General features: G+C 66.9%; 14 protein-coding genes. 4 read left to right on the forward strand and 10 right to left on the reverse strand.

Annotated elements, in window-relative coordinates; translation table 11 throughout:
* Positions 1-27 precede the first annotated feature (27 nt).
* The 3 genes from IB256_RS25745 to IB256_RS25755 are packed head-to-tail and all read right to left on the reverse strand — an operon-like array spanning position 28 to position 4,216.
* Positions 28-2,124 (reverse strand): biotin/lipoyl-binding protein, encoded by a 2,097-nt coding sequence (locus IB256_RS25745; protein WP_192404613.1) that lies wholly within the window; start codon positions 2,122-2,124, stop codon positions 28-30.
* On the reverse strand, positions 2,121-3,440 hold the full coding sequence (locus IB256_RS25750; protein ID WP_192295580.1) for an efflux RND transporter periplasmic adaptor subunit: 1,320 nt from the start codon (positions 3,438-3,440) through the stop codon (positions 2,121-2,123). The genes IB256_RS25745 and IB256_RS25750 overlap by 4 nt, the downstream gene beginning before the upstream one ends.
* On the reverse strand, positions 3,437-4,216 hold the full coding sequence (locus IB256_RS25755) for an efflux RND transporter periplasmic adaptor subunit (RefSeq protein ID WP_192295579.1): 780 nt from the start codon (positions 4,214-4,216) through the stop codon (positions 3,437-3,439). The genes IB256_RS25750 and IB256_RS25755 overlap by 4 nt, the downstream gene beginning before the upstream one ends.
* Positions 4,217-4,391: 175 nt before the next feature.
* Here IB256_RS25755 and IB256_RS25760 point away from each other — a divergent pair, with 175 nt between their 5' ends.
* The gene (locus IB256_RS25760) at positions 4,392-5,072 is read left to right on the forward strand and encodes a phytanoyl-CoA dioxygenase family protein (RefSeq protein WP_192295578.1); all 681 of its coding nucleotides are present in this window, start codon (positions 4,392-4,394) and stop codon (positions 5,070-5,072) included.
* 12 nt (positions 5,073-5,084) lie between these two features.
* Here IB256_RS25760 and IB256_RS25765 read toward each other — a convergent pair whose 3' ends face one another.
* The 4 genes from IB256_RS25765 to IB256_RS25780 form a co-directional block, all read right to left on the reverse strand.
* Complete coding sequence (locus IB256_RS25765; protein WP_192295577.1) at positions 5,085-5,513, reverse strand: thioesterase family protein; 429 nt, start codon at positions 5,511-5,513, stop codon at positions 5,085-5,087.
* Positions 5,510-6,268 carry a class I SAM-dependent methyltransferase gene (locus IB256_RS25770; protein WP_192295576.1) on the reverse strand — a complete coding sequence of 253 codons (759 nt, stop codon included), beginning with the start codon at positions 6,266-6,268 and terminating at the stop codon, positions 5,510-5,512. The genes IB256_RS25765 and IB256_RS25770 overlap by 4 nt, the downstream gene beginning before the upstream one ends.
* Positions 6,261-6,752, reverse strand: coding sequence for a MarR family winged helix-turn-helix transcriptional regulator (locus IB256_RS25775; RefSeq protein WP_192295575.1), 492 nt, complete (start codon positions 6,750-6,752; stop codon positions 6,261-6,263). Before IB256_RS25775 ends, IB256_RS25770 begins: the two co-directional genes overlap by 8 nt.
* 120 nt (positions 6,753-6,872) lie before the next feature.
* Positions 6,873-7,622 (reverse strand): SDR family NAD(P)-dependent oxidoreductase, encoded by a 750-nt coding sequence (locus IB256_RS25780; RefSeq protein WP_081516898.1) that lies wholly within the window; start codon positions 7,620-7,622, stop codon positions 6,873-6,875.
* 174 nt (positions 7,623-7,796) lie between these two features.
* Here IB256_RS25780 and IB256_RS25785 point away from each other — a divergent pair, with 174 nt between their 5' ends.
* Complete coding sequence (locus IB256_RS25785) at positions 7,797-8,702, forward strand: LysR family transcriptional regulator (protein ID WP_192295574.1); 906 nt, start codon at positions 7,797-7,799, stop codon at positions 8,700-8,702.
* A gap of 4 nt (positions 8,703-8,706) precedes the next feature.
* On the opposite strand, the gene IB256_RS25790 is transcribed toward IB256_RS25785, so the two are convergent.
* Both IB256_RS25790 and IB256_RS25795 read right to left on the reverse strand, forming a co-directional pair.
* On the reverse strand, positions 8,707-9,651 hold the full coding sequence (locus IB256_RS25790; protein WP_192404614.1) for a Dyp-type peroxidase: 945 nt from the start codon (positions 9,649-9,651) through the stop codon (positions 8,707-8,709).
* 141 nt (positions 9,652-9,792) lie between these two features.
* Positions 9,793-10,410: a LysE family transporter gene (locus IB256_RS25795; RefSeq protein WP_192404615.1), complete on the reverse strand. Its 618-nt coding sequence runs from the start codon at positions 10,408-10,410 to the stop codon at positions 9,793-9,795.
* Between the two features lie 460 nt (positions 10,411-10,870).
* Here IB256_RS25795 and IB256_RS25800 point away from each other — a divergent pair, with 460 nt between their 5' ends.
* Entirely contained in the window at positions 10,871-15,871 is a 5,001-nt protein-coding gene (locus tag IB256_RS25800) for an alpha-2-macroglobulin family protein (protein ID WP_192404616.1), read from the forward strand.
* Complete coding sequence (gene pbpC / locus IB256_RS25805) at positions 15,868-18,216, forward strand: penicillin-binding protein 1C (RefSeq protein ID WP_192404617.1); 2,349 nt, start codon at positions 15,868-15,870, stop codon at positions 18,214-18,216. The genes IB256_RS25800 and pbpC overlap by 4 nt, the downstream gene beginning before the upstream one ends.
* Before the next feature lie 36 nt (positions 18,217-18,252).
* On the opposite strand, the gene IB256_RS25810 is transcribed toward pbpC, so the two are convergent.
* Complete coding sequence (locus tag IB256_RS25810) at positions 18,253-19,026, reverse strand: alpha/beta fold hydrolase (RefSeq protein WP_192404618.1); 774 nt, start codon at positions 19,024-19,026, stop codon at positions 18,253-18,255.
* Positions 19,027-19,053 lie beyond the last annotated feature (27 nt).

Raw genomic sequence — 19,053 nt, forward strand, 5'->3', positions numbered from 1 at the left:
CTCCCTGCTCCGAGAAAAGCCGCCGCCTCAGAATCCGCTTTCCCTCACACCCAATGCCGCCAGCCGCCGCCAGGCGAGCCCCAGGATCGACTGCCCACTGCCGTCCAGTACGACCATGCCGCGCTGCGGCTGCGCCAGGGCCCACGGGGCATCGCGCAGGCTCAGGCGCACACCGTACTGTGCCTGGACCGGCTCCGCGCGCTGCTGGGCATCGCGGCGCACGGCAATCGGGCCATGATGATCGGAGCTCAGCGCCTCCAGTTCGACGAAGACCGCGCCGTTGGCGTCCACTTCATCGAGCTGCACCAGCACGGCAGGGCGGGCCGGGTCGTCGGCGATGAAGCGCCCCTGCGCACCGCTCTGCACACGCCACAGGTCGGCCTCCGCCAGATAACCGCGCAGGCGCAGGCCTGGCTCCACCACACGCACCAGCACATCGGCAGGCTTCAACCATCGCCCCGGGCTCAGGTCGGGCAGCAGGTCGCGGATGACCCCGGCCTGCGGCGCGCGCAGTTGCAGGCGCTCGCGCTGGGCAGCGAGGCCCCGGTACTGGGCCACCGACTCCGCCAGCCGTTGTTCGAGAATGCCGACATCGGCAGCCGTCTCGCTACGGCCGGCCTGACGGCGCAACTGCAACTGCAGCAGATCGATCTCGCGGCGCACGATGAGCTGTCTGGCATCGAGGTCCGGTGAAGTCAGCTCCAGCAGCAACTCGCCCTGCTCCACCGTCTGGCCATCGCGCACCAGCAGTCGCCCGACCTGGGCAGCCGCCGGTGCATGCAGCGCCACGGCACGCGTCGCCTCCAGCTGCGCCGGCACTTCCACGGCACTGCGCCAGGGCACGACCAGCAGAGCCAGCAGAGCCAGCAGCGCCAGGCCAAGCCCGACGACCTTGTGCGGTGCAGCCTGCTCGCGGCGCTGCCACCATTCATGCAGCTCCCGCCAGATCGGCAGGCCGATGAACCAGACCAGCTCCACCAGCATCAGGAAGATGCCCAGTAGCTTGAAGAACAGGTGGTAGACCGCCAGGGCGATACCGAAGAACAGCACCGCGCGCCAGATCCACGAGCCATACCCCCAGATCAGCAGACGCCGGCGCAACGGTAAGGGCCAGGGTTCAGGCATCGGTTCGCCGTAGCCGAACAGCGCCTCGCGCAGCCGCCAGCGACACAGCGCGAAAGCCCGCGCCTGGAGGTTCTCCACGCCGAGCAGATCGGTGAGCAGGAAGTAGCCGTCAAAACGCATGAAAGGATTGAGGTTCACCAGCACCGTGGTGATCCAGGTGGCGCTGGCCAGCATGAAGGCCGAGGTGCGAAGCGGCCCGTCCGGCAGCAGCGACCAGGCCAGCAGCGCGAGCACCGCCAGCACCAGTTCGGCCAGCACTCCGCCGGCGCCGATCAGCAGCCGCGAACGTCGGTCGCTGACGCGCCAGGCATCGCTGACGTCGGTGTAGAACATCGGCAGCATCACCATGAACGCCACCCCCATGCTCTGCACCCGGCAACCGGCCCGCTTGGCCATGAAGGCATGGCCGAACTCGTGGCAGAGCTTGGCGAAGGTCAGCGAAACACCGAAGGCCAGCGCCCCGCCCAGGCTGAACAGATGCGGGAAGGTCGCCAGGAAGCGCTGCCAGTCCCGCGCCACCAGGAACAGCCCGAGGGCGAACACCAGCGGCAAGCCCCAGTGCAGTATCCACCCGCCGTTGCGCTGCAGGACCGGCCAGGCGCGATTGAGAAAGGCATCCGGGCGCCACAGCGGAATCCGGAAGAACAGGTACTGGTGCAGCACCTTCTGCCACAGGCTGCGCTTTTGCAGCTGCGCCTTCTGCCCATAGCTGGCGCGCTGTTCGGCATCCACGGCGGCGATCAGGTCATGCCCGCGCAGGAAGCGCAGGAACTCTTCCAGCTCCTGCGCCCCCAGGGACTCGCCAGTTTCTGCATTGGCCGCCCCCAGCACCCGCTGCGGGTCGCCCAGCGCCCAGTGGCGCAACAGCCGCACCGCAGCGCCGCCGAGTTTGAAGTAGCGCCCGCGCAACGGGTCGGCCAGCGTCCATTGCGGTGCTCCGTCCAGCGCCGGTGCGGCTGGCGACAGCTGCAGGTCCGGTCGCAGCGCCGGCAGCATCACAGGCCCAGGCTCTGCCGCGCTGCCGCCAGCGGCCGGCGCAACAGGTAATAGGCCAGCGGGGCGCGATCGCCATACAGCTTGGCGGTGCCGCGCAGGCCGATGCGCGGGGGCGCCTCGTCGAACGCCGCGTCCAGCCGATACGCCAGTTGCCCGGCGGCAGTGGTCTGGGCCTCGTACGCCGCGCGCTGCAGACGAGCGTCATGGCGGCGTAGCGGATCGCTATCGAGCAACAGTACGACCTCCGAGCCTGGCTCGAGGACGATGGCGTCACCCACTGCCAGGTCGATGCGCAGCTCCGCCTGGTGCGGATCCGCCAGCTCCATCAGGCGCTCGCCGGTCTGCACCGGCTTGCCGGTCCAGCGTTCAGCGTCGGCAAACACCGCAATGCCGTCACGCGGCGCCCGCACTTCGGCACGGGCCAACAGGTCGCGGGCATAGTCACGCTCGGCGCGTTTCTGCTCCACCCGTGCGGCCAGCAGATCAACCTTCGCGCCGGACTCGGCATCGGAGAAAGCGCGTTGTGAATTGGCCTTCAGTTCGGCTTCGGCCACGCCAAGGGAGCGTTCGGCAACATCGGCCTGGGCTTGCAACGTGGTGGCGTCGAAGCGCACCAGCAGGTCGCCGGACTTCACCGCCTGGTTGGGTTTGACCAGCACCTGCTGGATCACGCCATCCAGCGGCGCGGCGATTACCTGGCCATCCAGCGGCACCACTTCGGCCGGCGCCAGCACTGACTGGCGCACGGGCGCAAGCAGCAGCAGGCAGAGCACTGCGGCAATCGCCAGCAGCTTCTTCTTCGGCCAGCGCAGCCGCCACGGCTTGCGCGGCTGCAGGGCCGTCCAGGCATGCGCATAGGCATCGCCCAGTTGCACCAGCAACGCCTGCTCTGCCTCGCTCCACGACTGCTCGCGGGCCAGCCAGAGGCCACCAAAGACTGCGCCGTGACGATCAGCCAGCGGCAACCAGAAAACCTCGCCGGCGGAGAGTTCCTGCCAATCGATCTGCTGTTGTGCGCCCAGCTGCTGGAAGTCCACGCGCTGCGCCTTGCCCAGCGCATCGTGCTGGTGCAACTGGCCGCAAGCCTGCTCGACGAAAGCCACGAAGGGGGCGTTGGGCTCCACCACGCTGATGCCGGTGAGCGCCCGGACCTTGCCCGCGATCATCAGCGCCGCATGGCGGTAACCGAACAGCGCCTGGGCGTCGTTGACCATGAGATACGCCAGTTGCTCCACCGTCGAGCAAGCCCGCGCCTGCCGCTCCAGAGCGAGAAACTGCGCGAAGACCCGCTCGGCCAGACCGACCTGCGGGGCGTTCATGGCGTCTCCGCGAAGCGCGCGGTGCCACTCATGCCAGCCAGCAGGCCCTTGGCGTCCCCCGGCAGCGAAGCAATCAGCGGCAGCATCTGGCTACCCTCGTCGATCCGTGCGCCCAGGCGTTTGACTTCCACCTGCAGCGGCTGGCCAGTCTCATCGGGCACGAAAGTGAAGGACTGCCCCACCTTCAACCGGGACACCCAGCGCGAAGGCACCAGCAGGCGGATTTCCAGGCTGCGGTTGTCGACGATTTCCAGCAGCGGCGCACCGCCGGAGACGCTCTCGAACGGCTGCGCCTTGCGTTGCACCACCTGGCCGTCGAAGGGTGCGACGACCGCACAGCGGCCAACCTGGACCTTGTAGACCTGCGCCTGCGCCTGGGCTTCGGAGAGCTTGGCTTCGGCCAGTGCGACCTCGAAGCGCCCCACGGAGTTGAGCGCCGCCAGCTGGCGGTTGTGACCCAGTTGTTCGCTGGCCGCCTTGGCGCCGGCCTGGGCAGCATTGAGCTGGGCCTGATAGGCCGAGCAGTCGAAGCGCACCAGCACATCGCCCTTGCGGAAGGACTGACCGTCTGCGAACGGCATTTCCAGGATGCGCCCGGCAAGCTCGCTCGACAGCATCGCCTGGTCCCGCGCCCGCAGGATGCCGCGGACATCGCCTGAACCAGCGGAGGACGGCGGGCTCGACAGCAAGGGGTCGTCCTGAGCGGGGTCCGCGGCATAGGCCGCTCCCGCCACGCACAGCGACACCCCAAAACCCAGCCAGATCCCTTTATGCATTGTCAGCTCTCCCTGCAGATCGGCGGAGTCTACGGTACTCCGCAAGCGGCGGATATTGGCCGCAGCAGAATTCCTCCGTAGGCTGGGCTGCCGGTCAACGCCGGCGAAAACCCGGCACAACGCGTCAACCGCTCTAGGCCGGGCCCATCGGACAGACCTCAAGGACCACCGGCAAATGGACGCAGCCAAATTCGATCACCAGCGACTTCACGCCGAAGGTTACGCCCTGCTGCGCCAGGCGATCCCCCTCGCCCTGCTGGAGGAGCTGCGCGCGGCTTTCAATGCCAACGTCCTGCCCTCGGATCGCTGGCCCGTGCCCCGTGGCGTGGACTGGCGCCACGCTCAGATCGACCTGGAGCCGTGCGTTCAAGCGGCTTGTCGACTGCCGCCGCTGCTGGCGGCAGTCGGTGCGTTGATCGGCGAGCGATTCTTCCTCGCCCAGGCCGAGGGGCGTGAACCCCTGCCCGGAGGCGGTCATCAGCAACTGCACCGCGATCTGTCCGCCCTGCGCCCGGGGGACATGGTCAGCGCCCTCGCCTTCCTCGATGACTTCTCGCCAGAAAACGGAGCCACCCGCCTCGCCCCCGGCAGCCACCGACCCGCCCCTGGCCAGCCACCCTTCGACTTCCTCGACGAATCCCACTCCCTGCAGTTGAGCGGCCGGGCCGGCGACATCCTGGTGTTCGACGTCGACCTCGTGCACGCCGGCAGTCTGAACAGCAGCGGCGCGCGGCGCCGCACGATCCTGATCAGCTACCGGGCCGAGCCTCTCTATGCAGCGCACCTGGAGACTTTGGGCCTGCGCAATGTGCGGATGGACACCGCCGAGCGTTTCGATCCGCCGCAGTCGTGCTGAGCGGTACGCCGACTAGCCGGCAACCGCAGCGGACTTCTCCCCCAGCCGCTGGACGAACCGCTGCAGATCGATGATCGCGCGACGATGGGTGCCGGCGCCGATGACGCCCGCCTCGTCGCGGCACTCGACCCGGAACACCAGCGACTTTCCATCGATGGCAATGAGTTCCACCGACGCCGTCACCTTCATCCCCACCGGCGTGGCGGCGATGTGGCTGACGTCCACCTGGGTACCCACCGTGCGCTGCTCAGGTGTGAGGAGGGGGCGCAGTCCTTCGATGCAGGTCTGCTCGATGAAGCCGATCATCATGGCGGTGGCGAACACCGGCGGCATGTCGGCAAAGCCAGGCCAGTCGGTCGCCACCTGGGGCACCGTGTGCCGCTGCGCCACGATCAGGGTTTCATTGTGGGTCAGTCCAACGGCAAGCACTGGCGGGTTCATACGCGTCCGATCCTCATGTTGATGGGCCAGCTGACCCGGTGCCGCGCAGTGGGATCGCCCCAGCGCTCGGCCATGTCGGCTGCGAAGTCATGCAGCAGGTCCTCGCGCCCGGCCTCGCGGGCGCTGCGCACCGCCGACCAGGTGGAGACGTAACCGAGGAACTCCCCGAGGTTCCACTCCAGGCGAATGGCGATCTCCGGGCCGGGAAACTCGGCGAAGGGGAAGTCGAGGGTGGCGTAGCCGCTGTCCACCAGCTTGCGTTCGGCCGGCCAGTAGGGGCCGATCTCCTTCCAGTAGAACTGCTCGAAGCGCTCGCCCAGCGCCCCCTCCAGCCGGAGCACGCCATAGCTGATCAGCGCCAGGATCGCGTTGGGCTCGGCGACCCGCCGCACTTCGGCGTAGAACCTCGGCAGATCGAACCAGTGCGCGGCCTGCGCGGCGGTGATCAGGCTGGCGCTGCGGCTGAGCAGCGGCAGGTCCTCGGCCGGGGCGCAGGCGTAATTGACGTTCTCCTGCGGCGCGGTATGGGCGATCTGGTCCGCACTGGGATCGAAGCCGACCACTGCATTGAAGTGCTCGGCCAGTTGCCGGGTCAGTTGGCCGCTGCCGCAACCGACATCGACCGCAAGCACCCGGTCGGGTGCCATCGCGGCCAGATGTGCGGCCAGCTCGGCGGGATATTCGGGACGGAAGCGCGCGTAGGCCTGTCCGCCTTGGTCGAACCAGTTGCGCAGGTCGCTGGACGGGTTACTCATGGCTGGCGACTCCTGTCTTGAGGGCGTGCTTGGCGTGGCTCAGACGCTCGGAGAAGCCCTGTGCTTCCAGCGCGCGGGCGGCGTCTTCCAGCACGCGTCGCAGCGGATGGCCGATCTCGGATTCCAGCTGCTCGATGGCTTCGAAGGTCGCCGCCCAGTGGGTGTTGAGCTTGCTCACCAGCTTCTTCCCGACCGGCGTCAGTTGCAGCACGCTCTTGCGGCCGTCTTCGGCGCGCTGGCGGGTGATCACCCCATCCGCCTCCATCTGGCCGACGGTCTGGCTGATGGCGCCCTGGGTCAGGTGGGTACGCGCGGTGATCTCGGTGACCGTCTGTGCCCCGGAACGGATGGCTCGCAGCACCGGCGTGTAGCGGGCCCGGTAGTTCATGCCCATCTGCTGGTAATGCTCCTCGGCGCCCAGTTCTACCAGTTCCGAGACGTAGCGCAGCAGTTCACCCAGGCCGGGTTCGTTCTTTCTGTTCATCGCAGCCCTCTCCATCGAGGGCTTCAAATTACATTAGCACTAATGCAAATGGCAAGCCGGTACGCAGATGAACGCGGCAGGACCGGCCAGAGCTTGCGCCCTGCCCGGTCCATTGCGCGGTCAGACCTGAGCCATGCCGCCGTCGACGAACAGCTCGATGCCGTTGATGAAGCTGGCGGACTCCGAGGCCAGGAAGGCCACCGCCTTGCCGATCTCCCGCGGCTCGCCCAAGCGGCCCAGCGGTACTTGGCTGGCCAGCGCGTCGAACAGACCCTGGCGGGCTTCTTCGGGCACCAGGTCACCCAGGCCGGGAGTGCGCACCGGGCCGGGGCTGACGACGTTGACGCGGATGCCACGGTCCTTGAGGTCCAGTGCCCAGGAGCGGGCGAAGTTGCGCACGGCGGCCTTGCTGGCGCTATAGACGCTGAAGTTGGCAGTGCCCTGGATCGAGGTGGTGGAGGAGGTAAGGATTACCGACGCGCCATCGGTGAGCAGCGGCAGCGCCTTTTGTACGGTGAACAGTACGCCGCGCACGTTGGTGCCGAAGATGCGGTCGAAGTGCTCCTCGGTGATCGCACCCAGCGGCAGCATGTCGCCGCCGCCGGCGTTGGCGAAGAGGATGTCCAGACGGCCGGCGCTCTTCGCGATCTGCGCATACACCGCATCGAGGTCGGCGAGCACCGAGGCGTCGGCGCGGATCGCCGTGGCGGCCGGGCCGATGGCTTCCACGGCGGCGTCCAGTTCGGCCTGGCGACGGCCGGTGATGAACACGCGGGCGCCCTGCGCGGCGAGCTCCTGTGCGGCGCCGAGGCCGATGCCAGTGCTGCCGCCAGTGACCAGTGCAACTTTACCAGTGAGGGACTTGTTCATGATGAGCTCCTGAGATTCGCGGTTGAGGGTTCTGCCTCGCAGCCTGCGTCTGGTGCGGCTTTGCGGTGAGGCATGGCGCTACTCTAGGGCTCGTTGATTGATGGAAAAAGCGCATACAATGGAATGACTATCCATAGCCATGGATAATAAAATGATCCCTTCAGAGGAATTTCCATGGATCAGCTCCAGGCCATCCGCGCCTTCGCCCGCGTCGTGGAAGCCGGCAACTTCACCCGCGCCGCCGACTCGCTGGACATGCCCAACGCCACCCTGAGCAAGCTGGTGCAGGAGCTTGAGGCGCACCTGGGCGTGCGCCTGCTGCAACGCACCACGCGGCGCGTCACGGTGACACCGGAAGGCCAGGACTATTACGCCAAGGCCACCCGCGTGCTGCGCGACCTGGAAGACATCGACTCGACGTTCAACATCGCCCGCAGCAAGCCACGCGGCCACCTGCGCATCGACGTCGGCGGCTCCACCGCGCGTGACGTGCTGGTGCCGCTGCTGCCGGACTTTCTCGCGCGCTATCCGGACATCCGCATCGACCTGGGCGTGTCCGACCGCTCGGTGGACCTGATCGGCGACAACGTCGATTGCGTGATCCGTGGCGGCGCGCTGGACGCCTCGTCACTGGTAGCGCGCGGTATCGGCCAGGCAACCATGGTCACCTGCGCCTCACCCGAATACCTGCGCCACAACGGCATCCCCGCCTACCCCGAGGAGCTGCGCAACGGCCATCGGCTGGTCAGCTACCTGTCGCCGCAGAACGGCCGGGCGGTGCCCTTCCGCTTCGAGCGTGACGGCGAACGCAGCGAGCTGAAACTCGAACACCGCATCGGCGTCAACGAAAGCAACGCGCACCTGGCCGCCTGCGTGGCCGGTCTGGGCATCGTCCAGACCTTCTCCTACGCCGCCGCAAGCGCCCTGCGCGACGGCACGCTGGTGGAGATACTGGCGGACTGGCGCCCGGCCCCCTACCCCTTCCACGTCGTCTACCCGCACAACCGCTACGTCACGCACCGCCTGCGGGTGTTCATCGACTGGCTGGTCGGGTGCTTCCCGGCGAAGGTCGCCGGCTGAGTCCTCAGGGCTGCTTGTCGGCCAGCGACTCGAGTAGTTCGGCCGAAGGCACGAAGAACAGGCTGCCGGTCACCGCCTTGCTGTAGTCCAGCAGGCGGTCGTAGTTGCCGGCCGGGCGGCCGACGAACATGTTTTCCAGCATCTCCTCCACCGGCGCCGGCGAGCGCGCGTAACCGATGAAGTAGGTGCCGAACTCCCCGGCTCCGGGCCGGCCGAACGGCATGTTGTCGCGCAGGATCTTCACCTCCTGGCCGTCCTTTTCCAGGGTGGTCAGCGAACTGTGCGAGCAGCTGGGCTTCACATCGTCGCCCAGCTCGATGTCGGCCAGCTTGGTGCGCCCGATGATGCGTTCCTGGGCTTCAGTGGAGAGCTGGTTCCAGCCGGTCATGTCATGCAGGTACTTCTGCACCAGCACATAACTGCCGCCGGCGAAGCTCGCGTCCTCGTCGCCGATCAGGGTGAAATGCGCGACCTCGCGGCCTTCCGGATTCTCGGTGCCATCGACGAAACCGATGATGCTGCGCATGTCGAAGTAGCGGAAGCCCTGCACCTCGTCGACCACCGTGACCGCATCGCCCAGGCGCCCCACGAGTTGCGCCGCCAGCTCGAAGCACAGGTCCATCTGCTCGGCGCGGATGTGCAGCAGCAGGTCGCCCGGCGTGGACACCGCGACCCGCTCGCCGCTGCCGATCTCGCGGAAGGCATGCAGGGACGCCGGGCGTGGAGCGCCGAACAGCGCATCCCAGGCCGCCGAACCGAAGCCCACCACGCAGGACAGGTTGCCCGTCGGTACACGCTTGCCGACCGAGCGCACCAGCGCGGCAACGTCTTCGCAGAGTGCGCGCACCGGGCTCCAGTCCTTGCCCGGCGTCAGGGTGGCGACGAGGAAGATCGCGCTGCGGGTGATCGGGCTATCGACGGATTGGGGTTCGGGGGATTCGTTGAGCATGGTTTCCATTCGCCGCCAGTGGAATCAGGGGGATGAGATTATCAAAGCAGCCCGCTCGCAGCGTTGACAATGCGGGTTGCAAAAAACAAAGGGCCGGTCTTTCGGGCCGGCCCTTCGCTCAAACGGATGCAGCGTCGCTCCCTAGCGCATCGCCGCCAGCTTGATGCCGAAACCAAGCAGGCAGGCGCCGGCCAGGCGCTCCAGCAGATTGGCCACCCGCGGGTTGGCGCGCATGCGCTCGGCCAGCTTGTGGGTCAGCAGCACAGCCACCAGCCCATAGAGGAAGGTCACCACCGTCACGGTCGCCGCCATGAAAGCGAAGGTCACCAGCCCCTGGTGCTTCACCGGATCGACGAACAGTGGCAGGAAGGCCATGTAGAACACGATGGCCTTGGGGTTGAGCAAGGTGATCAGCATCGTCTGGCGCAGGTAGTGACCGTTGTCCAAGCGGCTCTGCCGCGGCGCATCGCCGGGCTTGCTCATCAGCATGCGCAGGCCCAGCCAGGCCAGGTACCCCGCGCCGAGCCATTGCACCGCGTGGAAGGCCTCCGGGTAAGTCGCGAGCAGCGTCGCCACGCCCGCCACCGCCATCCACAGCAACACCTGGTCGCCGAGGATCACCCCGCAGGTCGCCGCGAGGCCAGCCTTCACGCCGCCCTTGCCGGTCGCGGTGATCAACGCGAAATTGCCCGGACCGGGGATCGCCAGGAGCACCACGAAGGCAATCAGGAAGGCGCCGTAATCGGTCACTCCGAACATGGGGAAGGCTCCTGGGCAAGGCAAGTCAGATGGGTAGCGGCGAGTTTACCACTCCAGTTTGCTGACGCTGCCTGTCGCCTTGCCGGACCAGGTCCGGCTAAAACAGGCTTCGACCAGGAGACGGCACTGCCTTCACCTATGAACAGCATCGAGCACCGTTTCCGGAATCTTTCCAAAACCGTCGGCTGATTACATAAATTCATTGTTCGCCCATCTGTCTGGCCGTTGGGCGTCATGCAAGAATGTGCAGACATTGGCCCATTGACGGGCGCTGGAATGCTCCGATCGTCTTCGATGGAGTGCCCTTATGCAGTGTGTGATCCACGGATGGATGACCAGCCCCCTGCTGTACACGCTGATCGCCGCATCCCGCTGTAGCTGTACCCATTCTCCCTTTCCCGTTTCACTCGACGCCTCCCGCGCCGGGCGAAGACTGCTGCCTATTTAATGGACTAAGACCATGGCAAAAATGTCGTCTGACGGTCGCACGCGCGACCGTGTTTTTGGGCTGGTGATGCTGATTGCGGTGGGTGTGCTGGGGATCTGCGGGGGGCCGGCGGGGCGAGCGCACGCGGCGGCGTCGGCAGTGGTGCCAGCGGCCGCCGGGGACGCCCAGCAAACGGGCAAGGCGGACAAGGCAACGGCGCAGCCGAAATTCGACCTGGAACGAGCAGCCGGCGAGCCCCGCAACGGCAACTCGGCAATCGTCCTGCAATTCAACCGCCCCCTGGCGCCGGTGCAGAAGTTCCAGGAACTGATATCCCTCAGGCGCGGGAAAAACTACGCCTACGGTTACTGGGTCCTGAGTGAGGATGGCAAGACCCTGTTCTACCCCAACGTCACGCCCAAGGGCAGTTACCAGGTGACGATCAATGCAAGCCTGAAGGCGGCCGACGGGACCGAACTGGGAGAGGAAGTAGTCAGCGAGGTGGCGGCGGGCGAACAGCCGGCCAGCCTGTCCTTCGCCTCCTCCGGCAGCGTTCTGCCGGCACGCGGCAGTCGCGGCCTGCCAGTGGTTTCCACCAATGTGCAGCGGGTCAACATCGAGTACTACCGTATTCGCGAAGACGCCTTGTCGACCCTGTTCTGCCTGTACCCCAACAACTCGCAGCGCAGCCGCTACGACCTGGGTGGCAGAAGCTACCGAACCTGTGAAGGGCGCCCCGTACAGGGCGGTCTGGACGATCTGGGCACCCCGGTGTACGCCAACTACTACACCCTCAAGAGCGAGACCGATGTACGCAACCTGACCTACATCCCCATCCAGAACGTGCCGCAACTGGCCGAGCCGGGGGTGTACATGGCCGTCCTGCGCAACGCCGAGATGGGCAGCTACAACCTGGGGTCGAGCGTGTTCTACGTCAGCGACCAGGGCCTGCACGTGCGCCTCTACGAGGACAATGCCTTCCTCCATGTGGCGTCCCTGCAGAACGGCAAACCACTGGCCGGGGTGCAGGTGAGCCTGAATGACGCGCACGGTGCCACCCTGTTCAGCGGCAGGACCGACAAGAGCGGCAACCTGCAGATCACCCACAAGGTCGAGCACGACCATGTGCTGATCGCGCGCCAGGGCAAGGACATCTCGGTGCTGCCCTTCAACCGGCCGGCACTGGACATCTCCAACTTCGATGTCAGCGGGCGTCCGCAGGCGCCCGTGGAAATCTTCACCTGGTCCGGCCGCGACCTCTACCGCCCCGGCGAGACACCGCGCGTTTCGGCCCTGCTGCGAGACTTCGACGGCAAGGCACTGCCCGCGCAGCCGCTGTTCGCGCGCCTGGTCCAGCCCGACGGACGCAAGCTGGCGGACGTGCGGCTGGAGGCCGGGGCCCTCAACCAGTTCGAGTGGAGCCAGGCCATCGCCAATGACGCGCCCACCGGCAGCTGGCAGCTGGAATGGCGGCTGGACCCGGCGAGCGCCAAGGCCGTGGGGGTCTTCAACTTCCAGGTGGAAGAGTTCCTGCCCGAACGCCTGAAGCTGGAACTCGCCAACGGGCAGTCCTACCTCAAGCCCGACGAGGCGTTCGAGCTGAAGGTGAAATCCAGCTATCTGTATGGCTCCCCCGCCGACGGCAACCGCTTTACCGCCAGGCTCGCGGCAAAGGCCGAAGTGCATCCGCTGCCGAACCTGACGGACACCTACTTCGGCAACCCGTTCGCCAAGGTCGTCAGCAGCGACAAGTTCGCCATCGACACCGAACTGGCCGCTGATGGCACGCTGGAGCAACAGCTGCCGCTGCCCGCCGAGGTGAAGCCGGACCGGCCCTACAGCCTGGTGCTGACCGGCAGCGTCTATGAAACCGGCGGGCGTGCAGTCACCCGCTCACTCAGCCGCACCTATTGGCCGGCCAATGCGCTGGTGGGTGTACGCCCGCTGTTCGACACCAAACAGGGTGCCAATTCGCTCTCTGAAGCGCCCTTCGAAATCCTGCGCGCCAACATTGCGGGCGAACTGGTGGCCGGCAGCAAACTGAAAGTCCGCCTGCTCGAAGAAGATCGCTATTCCTACTGGTACCGCGATCGCGGAGACGACTGGCAGGCGCAGCAGGACGTCGACCTGGAGCTGGTCGAGGAGCGCGTGCTCGACGTCCCGGCCGGGCAGTCCCTGAAAGTGAATTTCCCGGTGCGCTGGGGCTCCTACCGCTTGGAAGTGACGGACCCGCAGACCAACCTGACCAGTGTCTTCCCGTTCCACGCCGGGTACAGCTGGGAAGACGCGAACTCCGGCAAGGAAGCACTCCCGGACAAGGTCAAGGTAGCGCTGGACAAAACCGCCTATCGCGCCGGCGACACCCTGAAAGTCACGGTTACCCCGCCGCAGGAAGGCCCTGGCCTGCTGCTGGTGGAGTCCGATCATCTGCTCTACAGCAGGACGATCCAGGCGAAGGCCGGCGCCACCTTCGACATTCCGGTCACGGCCGACTGGGAGCGCCAGGATGTGCACGTGGTTGCGCTGGTGTTCCGTGGCGGCATGGCCAAGGACCTCACCACGCCGGCCCGTGCCATCGGCATCGAGCACGTCACGATGCAGCGCAATGACCGGCGCATCGGCCTGAAGCTGACCGCACCCGGCCAGGTGAGGCCGCAGGAGCCGCTGGAGGTCACCGTGCAGGCCGATGGCCTGGCCGGGCAGAAGGCTTTTGTCCGGCTGACCGCCGTGGACCAGGGCGTGCTGAATATCACCAACTACCCGGAGCCGGACGCCTGGAGTTGGCTGTACAGCAAACGCGCCCTGGGCACGGAGGCTTACGACCTGTATGGCCGGCTGATCGAGGCGATGAAGGGCGATACCGCGCGCCAGAGCTTTGGTGGTGATCTGGTGGGCCGCCCGCTGCCCAAAGCTGCGCGCCTGAACCCGCGCGTGCAGATCGCCGACCTGCTGGCCGAGCCGGTGCAGTTCGACGAGCAGGGCAAGGCATTGGTGAAACTGGATGTGCCGGACTTCAACGGCAGCCTGCGGGTATCGGCCCTGGCTTATGGCGAGCAGAGCTATGGCAATGCGAGCACCAGCGTCACGGTACGTGCGCCACTGCTGGTGGAGCCGAGCATGCCGCGCGTCATGGCCGGCGGCGACCAGGCGCAGATCAGCCTGGACGTGAAGAACTTCTCCGGCAAGAGCGGCGTCGCCAGGATCAGCGTGCGCGGCAGCGGCCCGATCGAGGTTCAGGAGGGCGAGCAGAACGTGGCGCTGGAAGATGGCGCCGGCGCGACCTTGCGCCTGCAGGTGAAGGCCCAGCCCGGCGTCGACGTCGCCAAGCTGGATATCCAGGCCGGGATCAACGACTACAAGGTCCAGCGGCATTTCGAGTTCGCCGTGCGCAGCGCCTGGCCACAGACCGTCCGCAGCGTACCGATGGCCTTGTCGGCCCAGCAGGAAACGATACTGGATGCCTCGTCGGCGCAGGGGCTGGTCGCCAGCACCCTGAACGGCCAGCTGACCCTGAGCACGCTGCCGCCGCTGCCCTACCGCCAGGCCCTCGAGGGGCTGCGCTACTACCCTTACGGCTGCATCGAGCAGACCACCAGCGGCGGCTACGCGGCGCTGGTCATGGACAAGAAGACCGTCAGTAGCCTGAACATCGACGGCTACTCGGAATCAGTCCGGCGCAGCACGGTCAACCGAGCGCTGGCGCGTATCGCCTCGTTCCAAACCAGCAGCGGCCACTTCACCTTCTGGGGCGGCAGCTCATCCATCGTCCCGTACATAACGCCCTATGTGGTGGACTTCATGCTCGATGCCCGCGATGCTGGCTTCGCGGTACCTGAAGCGGCCCTGCAGAAGGCTCTGGAAACCCTGAGCGAGGACCTGATCTCGGGCGACATAAGTTACTTCGACCAAGGCCAGCGGGCGCACCTGGATTTCGCTTACCGGGCCCATGCCGCCTTCGTCCTGGCGCGCGTCAATCGCGCCTCGCTCGGGGCGATGCGCACCCTGTATGACAACCACCGGCAAGACGTGGTGAGTCCATTGCCCCTGGTACACCTGGGCATTGCCCTGAAACTGATGGGCGACAACGAGCGTGGCCTGCAGGCCATTGCCCAGGGCTTCGACTGGAGCGCGACGCGACCGGTCTTCGTCGGTGACTATGGCTCGGAACTTCGCGATCTGGCGGTAATGGTGGCGCTGACCCATGGCTATGGCGTCAACCGACCCGAGTACGACGCAAAGCTGGTGGATTGGGCAAGGCAGGCCAATTCCCGCGTTCTGGACGCCAAAGCAGGCAGCTATTACTACGGCTGGAGCTGGTACTACATGAGTACCCAGGAGCGCGTCGCCATCGCTCGCATACTGCAAACCTTCAACGACCACCCGGCGCCGTTGTCCGTCAGTCTGGAGGTGGGCGGCAAAGGCGTGGAGGTTCCGGTCGGCAGTGTTTTCTGGACCCGAGAGGTGAGCCCGGCGGACCTCGCCAGCGGCGTGAAGCTGAAACCCACCACGGACGCACCGGTATTCGCCAGCTTCGATGTGGCGGGCATCAGCGAACAACCGCCGGTGGACGACGGCTACGGAATGCAGATCGAGCGTCAATACTTCCTCCCCGACGGCACGCCATGGCAGGGCAGCGCATTGAAGGAAGGTGACAGCCTGATCGTGCAGCTCAAGGTGCATTCGAACTGGAATGTGGTGGACGCCATGGTGACCGACCTGCTGCCAGGCGGCCTGGAGGTGGAGAACCTCAACCTCAGCGGGACGCAAGCCTGGGCCAATGTCGTGGTGGATGGTATTCCGATGGAGCGATATGAGCGCGAGGCGGAGATCGTCCATCAGGAATACCGCGACGATCGTTATGCGGCCGCCGTCAAGCTGCAAGCCTGGCGGGACAGCAGGTTGTTCTACCTCGTGCGTGCCGTGACGCCAGGGACTTACACCGTCCCGCCGCCGCAGGTCGAGGACATGTATCGCCCGGCCATCCGCGGTATTGGAGTCGCGCCGATGAAGACCCTCACGGTGGGGAGCCCATGAAGTCAGCCAGGGTGCGCCGCTACGTCCGCGCACTCGGGCTTTCGACGGGCGTTGCGCTGCTCGGCGCGCTGTTGCTCGACCGGCTGTTCCCCCTGCCGCTACCCGCCGGCGAAGGCGGCAGCAGCGTGGTGCTGGCCCGTGACGGCAAGCCATTGCGGGCCTTCGCCGACGAGCAGGGCGTCTGGCGTTACGAAACCAGCGCACAGCAGGTATCGCCGCTGTACCTGCAGGCGCTGCTGGGCTATGAGGACCGCTGGTTCTACCAGCACCCCGGCATCAACCCCTACGCCCTGGCGCGCGGCGCGCTGTTGTCGCTGCGCCATGGGCGAGTCATTTCCGGCGGGTCCACCCTGACCATGCAGGCGGCGCGTGTGATCTCCCCGATTCGCCATGACTACAGCGGCAAGCTGTTGCAACTGTTTCGCGCACTGCAACTGGAGGCGCACCTGAGCAAAGACGAGATTCTGGGCCTGTACCTCAATCACGCGCCCTTCGGCGGTGCGATCGAGGGGGTGGAGGCGGCGTCCTGGGCCTACCTGGGCAAGTCCGCCAGCCAGCTGTCCCATGCCGAGGCGGCATTGCTCGCGGTGCTGCCCCAGGCGCCGAGCCTGCTTCGTCCGGACCGCCACGCCGACGCGGCGCGCGTGGCCCGCGACAAGGTGCTGGAGCGCATGGCTGCACAAGGCATCTGGAGCGCCAGCGAGGTACGGGACGCGAAAATGGAAGCGGTGATTACCCGCTCCCTGCGTTCGCCCCTGAATGCCGCCCTGTTGGCCGAACGCCTGCACCAGCGGCAACCTGGCGCGCAACGCATCCAGAGCACCATCGATGCCTCGCTGCAACGGGCGGTCGAACAGCGCGTGGGCGACTACGTGGGTCGCCTGCCGGCACGGACCTCCGCGGCGGTACTGGTCATGGACAACCGCTCCCTGGAGACACGGGTGTACGTCGGCACCGCCGCCTTCGCCGACCCCAGGCGACTGGGTCATGTGGACATGGTGCGGGCCTGGCGTTCACCGGGCTCGACCTTGAAACCCTTCCTCTACGGCATGGCGCTGGACGACGGGCTGGTGCATTCGCAAAGCCTGCTGGTGGATGCCCCGCAGGATTTCGGCAGCTACCGCCCCGGCAACTTCGATGAAGCCTTTGCCGGACCGGTCAGCGTCACCGAGGCCCTGCAGCGCTCGCTGAACGTGCCGGCGGTGGACGTACTGGACCGCGTCGGCCCCGCACGTTTTGCCGCGCAACTGGCGGCCGGCGGCCTGGAGTTGCGTCTGCCGCCGGGTGCGCAGCCCAACCTGGCGATGGTCCTGGGCGGAACGGCGGCCAGGCTGGAAGAACTGGTGGGTGTCTACAGCGCACTGGCCAACGGCGGCGTGGCCGGCGCGCCACGCTATACCCCGGAACAGCCCCTGCGGCAGCGCCGACTGCTGTCACCGGGCGCGGCCTGGATAGTGCGCGACATGCTCGCCAGTAACCCGGCCGAGCTGCCCGGCATGCCCCTGCAGAACAGCGCCACCGCACGTGCCCGCCTGGCCTGGAAGACCGGCACCAGTTACGGCTACCGCGATGCCTGGGCCATCGGCGTCACCGACAACTGGACCGTCGGCATCTGGGTCGGTCGCCCCGACGGCACGCCCTCCCCCGGGCAATACGGCAGCATCACCGCCCTGCCCCTGCTGTTCGCCGTCAACGCCATGCTGCCCAATCCCGGCGGCACGCCGCGCTTCACCCAGCCGGCCAGCGTGCAGGCCATGGACATCTGCTGGCCGCTGGGCACCGCCGCCAGCGCAACCCCTGCCGACCTGTGCCGGCAGCGCCGCAGTGCCTGGGTGCTCGACCATTCCGTACCGCCCACCTTCGCCGAGCGCGGCATGGGCGTCTGGGCCGGCGGCCTGCTCAAGCTGCGTGTCAATGACGCCGGCCAACGCCTCAGCGCCGGTTGCGCCGACGACGCGGAGCGTGCCCTGCAGATCGCCCGCTGGCCTGCCCTGGCAACACCGTGGCTGAGCAGCGCCGACGAGCAGGCCGCCACCGTGCCACCGTTGAAACCGGGCTGCGCGGCGGACTCGTTGGACAGCAGCAGCCCTATCCGCATCGCCGGCCTCACCGATGGCAGTACCCTGCGCAAACCGTCCAACAGCACGGCCCCGCTGCGAATCACGCTGCAGGCGCTGGGCACTTCCGCCCAGGTGCAGTGGCTGCTCGACGGCCGCCTGCAAGCCAGCAGCGAAGGTAGCGAGACGGTGAACATCACCCTGCCCAGGCCCGGTGCGCATCAGGTGACGGCACTGTCCCGCCAAGGACCTTTTGCCCGGTTGTCGCTGACGGTACTGGCGCAGTGAAGCGCCAGCCGTCACACAACAACCGGCTCCCAGCGATCAGTAGCCGGTAGCCGCCTTCTCGATAGAGCGCGCCACGGCCTCGGGATGCGAGACCATGACCACATGGGAAGCCCCGCTGACCACCTCGACGTCCTTCGCCTGGGCGCGCTCGGCCATGAAGGCCAGCGCCTGCGGCGGGATGTTACGGTCCGCATCGCCATAGACGAACCACGACGGAATAGCCGTCCAGGCAGCCGCGCCGGCCTTCTCGTTCAACGCCGCCTCGGTGACCGGCCGCTGCGCCGCCGCCATCAGCGCGGCTTCGCCAGCGGGAACATCGGCGGCGAATTGGTCGTGGAACTTGTCCTGCTGGATGTACAGGTCCTTGCCGCCATCGGCCAGCGCGACCGGCGCGGCCAGGGTCGGGCCGAGGGTGCTGCCGGGGAACTTGCCGGCCAGCTCGGCGGCGCTCTCGCCCTTCTGCGGCGCGAACGCGGCGACGTAGACCAGCGCCTTGACGTTGGCCCGGTCACTGGCTGCCGCGCTGATCACGTTGCCGCCGTAGGAATGACCCACCAGCACCACCGGCCCCTTGACGCTGCCGACGATGTTGCCGATGTACGCGCCATCGCTGGCCACGCCGCGCAGCGGGTTGGCGGCAGCGATCACGCTGTAGCCGTCCTTTTCGAGGATGCGGGTCACGCCGTTCCAGCTGGAAGCATCGGCGAAAGCGCCATGCACCAGCACCACCGTCGGTTTCACCGGAGCCGCGAAAGCGCTGCCGACCAGCAGGCCGCTGGCGAGCGCCAGGGCGGTGAGGGTCATCTTCATAGTGGATCTCCTTGCTGAGGATGTGAG

Origin of the sequence: Pseudomonas sp. PDM17, assembly GCF_014851985.1 — a bacterium.
Taxonomy (GTDB): domain Bacteria; phylum Pseudomonadota; class Gammaproteobacteria; order Pseudomonadales; family Pseudomonadaceae; genus Pseudomonas.

Bases quoted from the DNA above. Each gene is read 5' to 3' on its own strand.
- IB256_RS25755 (WP_192295579.1), bottom strand. From the start codon at position 4,216: ATGCATAAAGGGATCTGGCTGGGTTTTGGGGTGTCGCTGTGCGTGGCG.
- IB256_RS25760 (WP_192295578.1), top strand. From the start codon at position 4,392: ATGGACGCAGCCAAATTCGATCACCAGCGACTTCACGCCGAAGGTTAC.
- IB256_RS25750 (WP_192295580.1), bottom strand. From the start codon at position 3,440: ATGAACGCCCCGCAGGTCGGTCTGGCCGAGCGGGTCTTCGCGCAGTTT.
- IB256_RS25800 (WP_192404616.1), top strand. From the start codon at position 10,871: ATGGCAAAAATGTCGTCTGACGGTCGCACGCGCGACCGTGTTTTTGGG.
- IB256_RS25790 (WP_192404614.1), bottom strand. From the start codon at position 9,651: ATGCTCAACGAATCCCCCGAACCCCAATCCGTCGATAGCCCGATCACC.
- IB256_RS25780 (WP_081516898.1), bottom strand. From the start codon at position 7,622: ATGAACAAGTCCCTCACTGGTAAAGTTGCACTGGTCACTGGCGGCAGC.
- IB256_RS25795 (WP_192404615.1), bottom strand. From the start codon at position 10,410: ATGTTCGGAGTGACCGATTACGGCGCCTTCCTGATTGCCTTCGTGGTG.
- IB256_RS25785 (WP_192295574.1), top strand. From the start codon at position 7,797: ATGGATCAGCTCCAGGCCATCCGCGCCTTCGCCCGCGTCGTGGAAGCC.
- IB256_RS25765 (WP_192295577.1), bottom strand. From the start codon at position 5,513: ATGAACCCGCCAGTGCTTGCCGTTGGACTGACCCACAATGAAACCCTG.
- IB256_RS25775 (WP_192295575.1), bottom strand. From the start codon at position 6,752: ATGAACAGAAAGAACGAACCCGGCCTGGGTGAACTGCTGCGCTACGTC.
- pbpC (WP_192404617.1), top strand. From the start codon at position 15,868: ATGAAGTCAGCCAGGGTGCGCCGCTACGTCCGCGCACTCGGGCTTTCG.
- IB256_RS25810 (WP_192404618.1), bottom strand. From the start codon at position 19,026: ATGAAGATGACCCTCACCGCCCTGGCGCTCGCCAGCGGCCTGCTGGTC.
- IB256_RS25770 (WP_192295576.1), bottom strand. From the start codon at position 6,268: ATGAGTAACCCGTCCAGCGACCTGCGCAACTGGTTCGACCAAGGCGGA.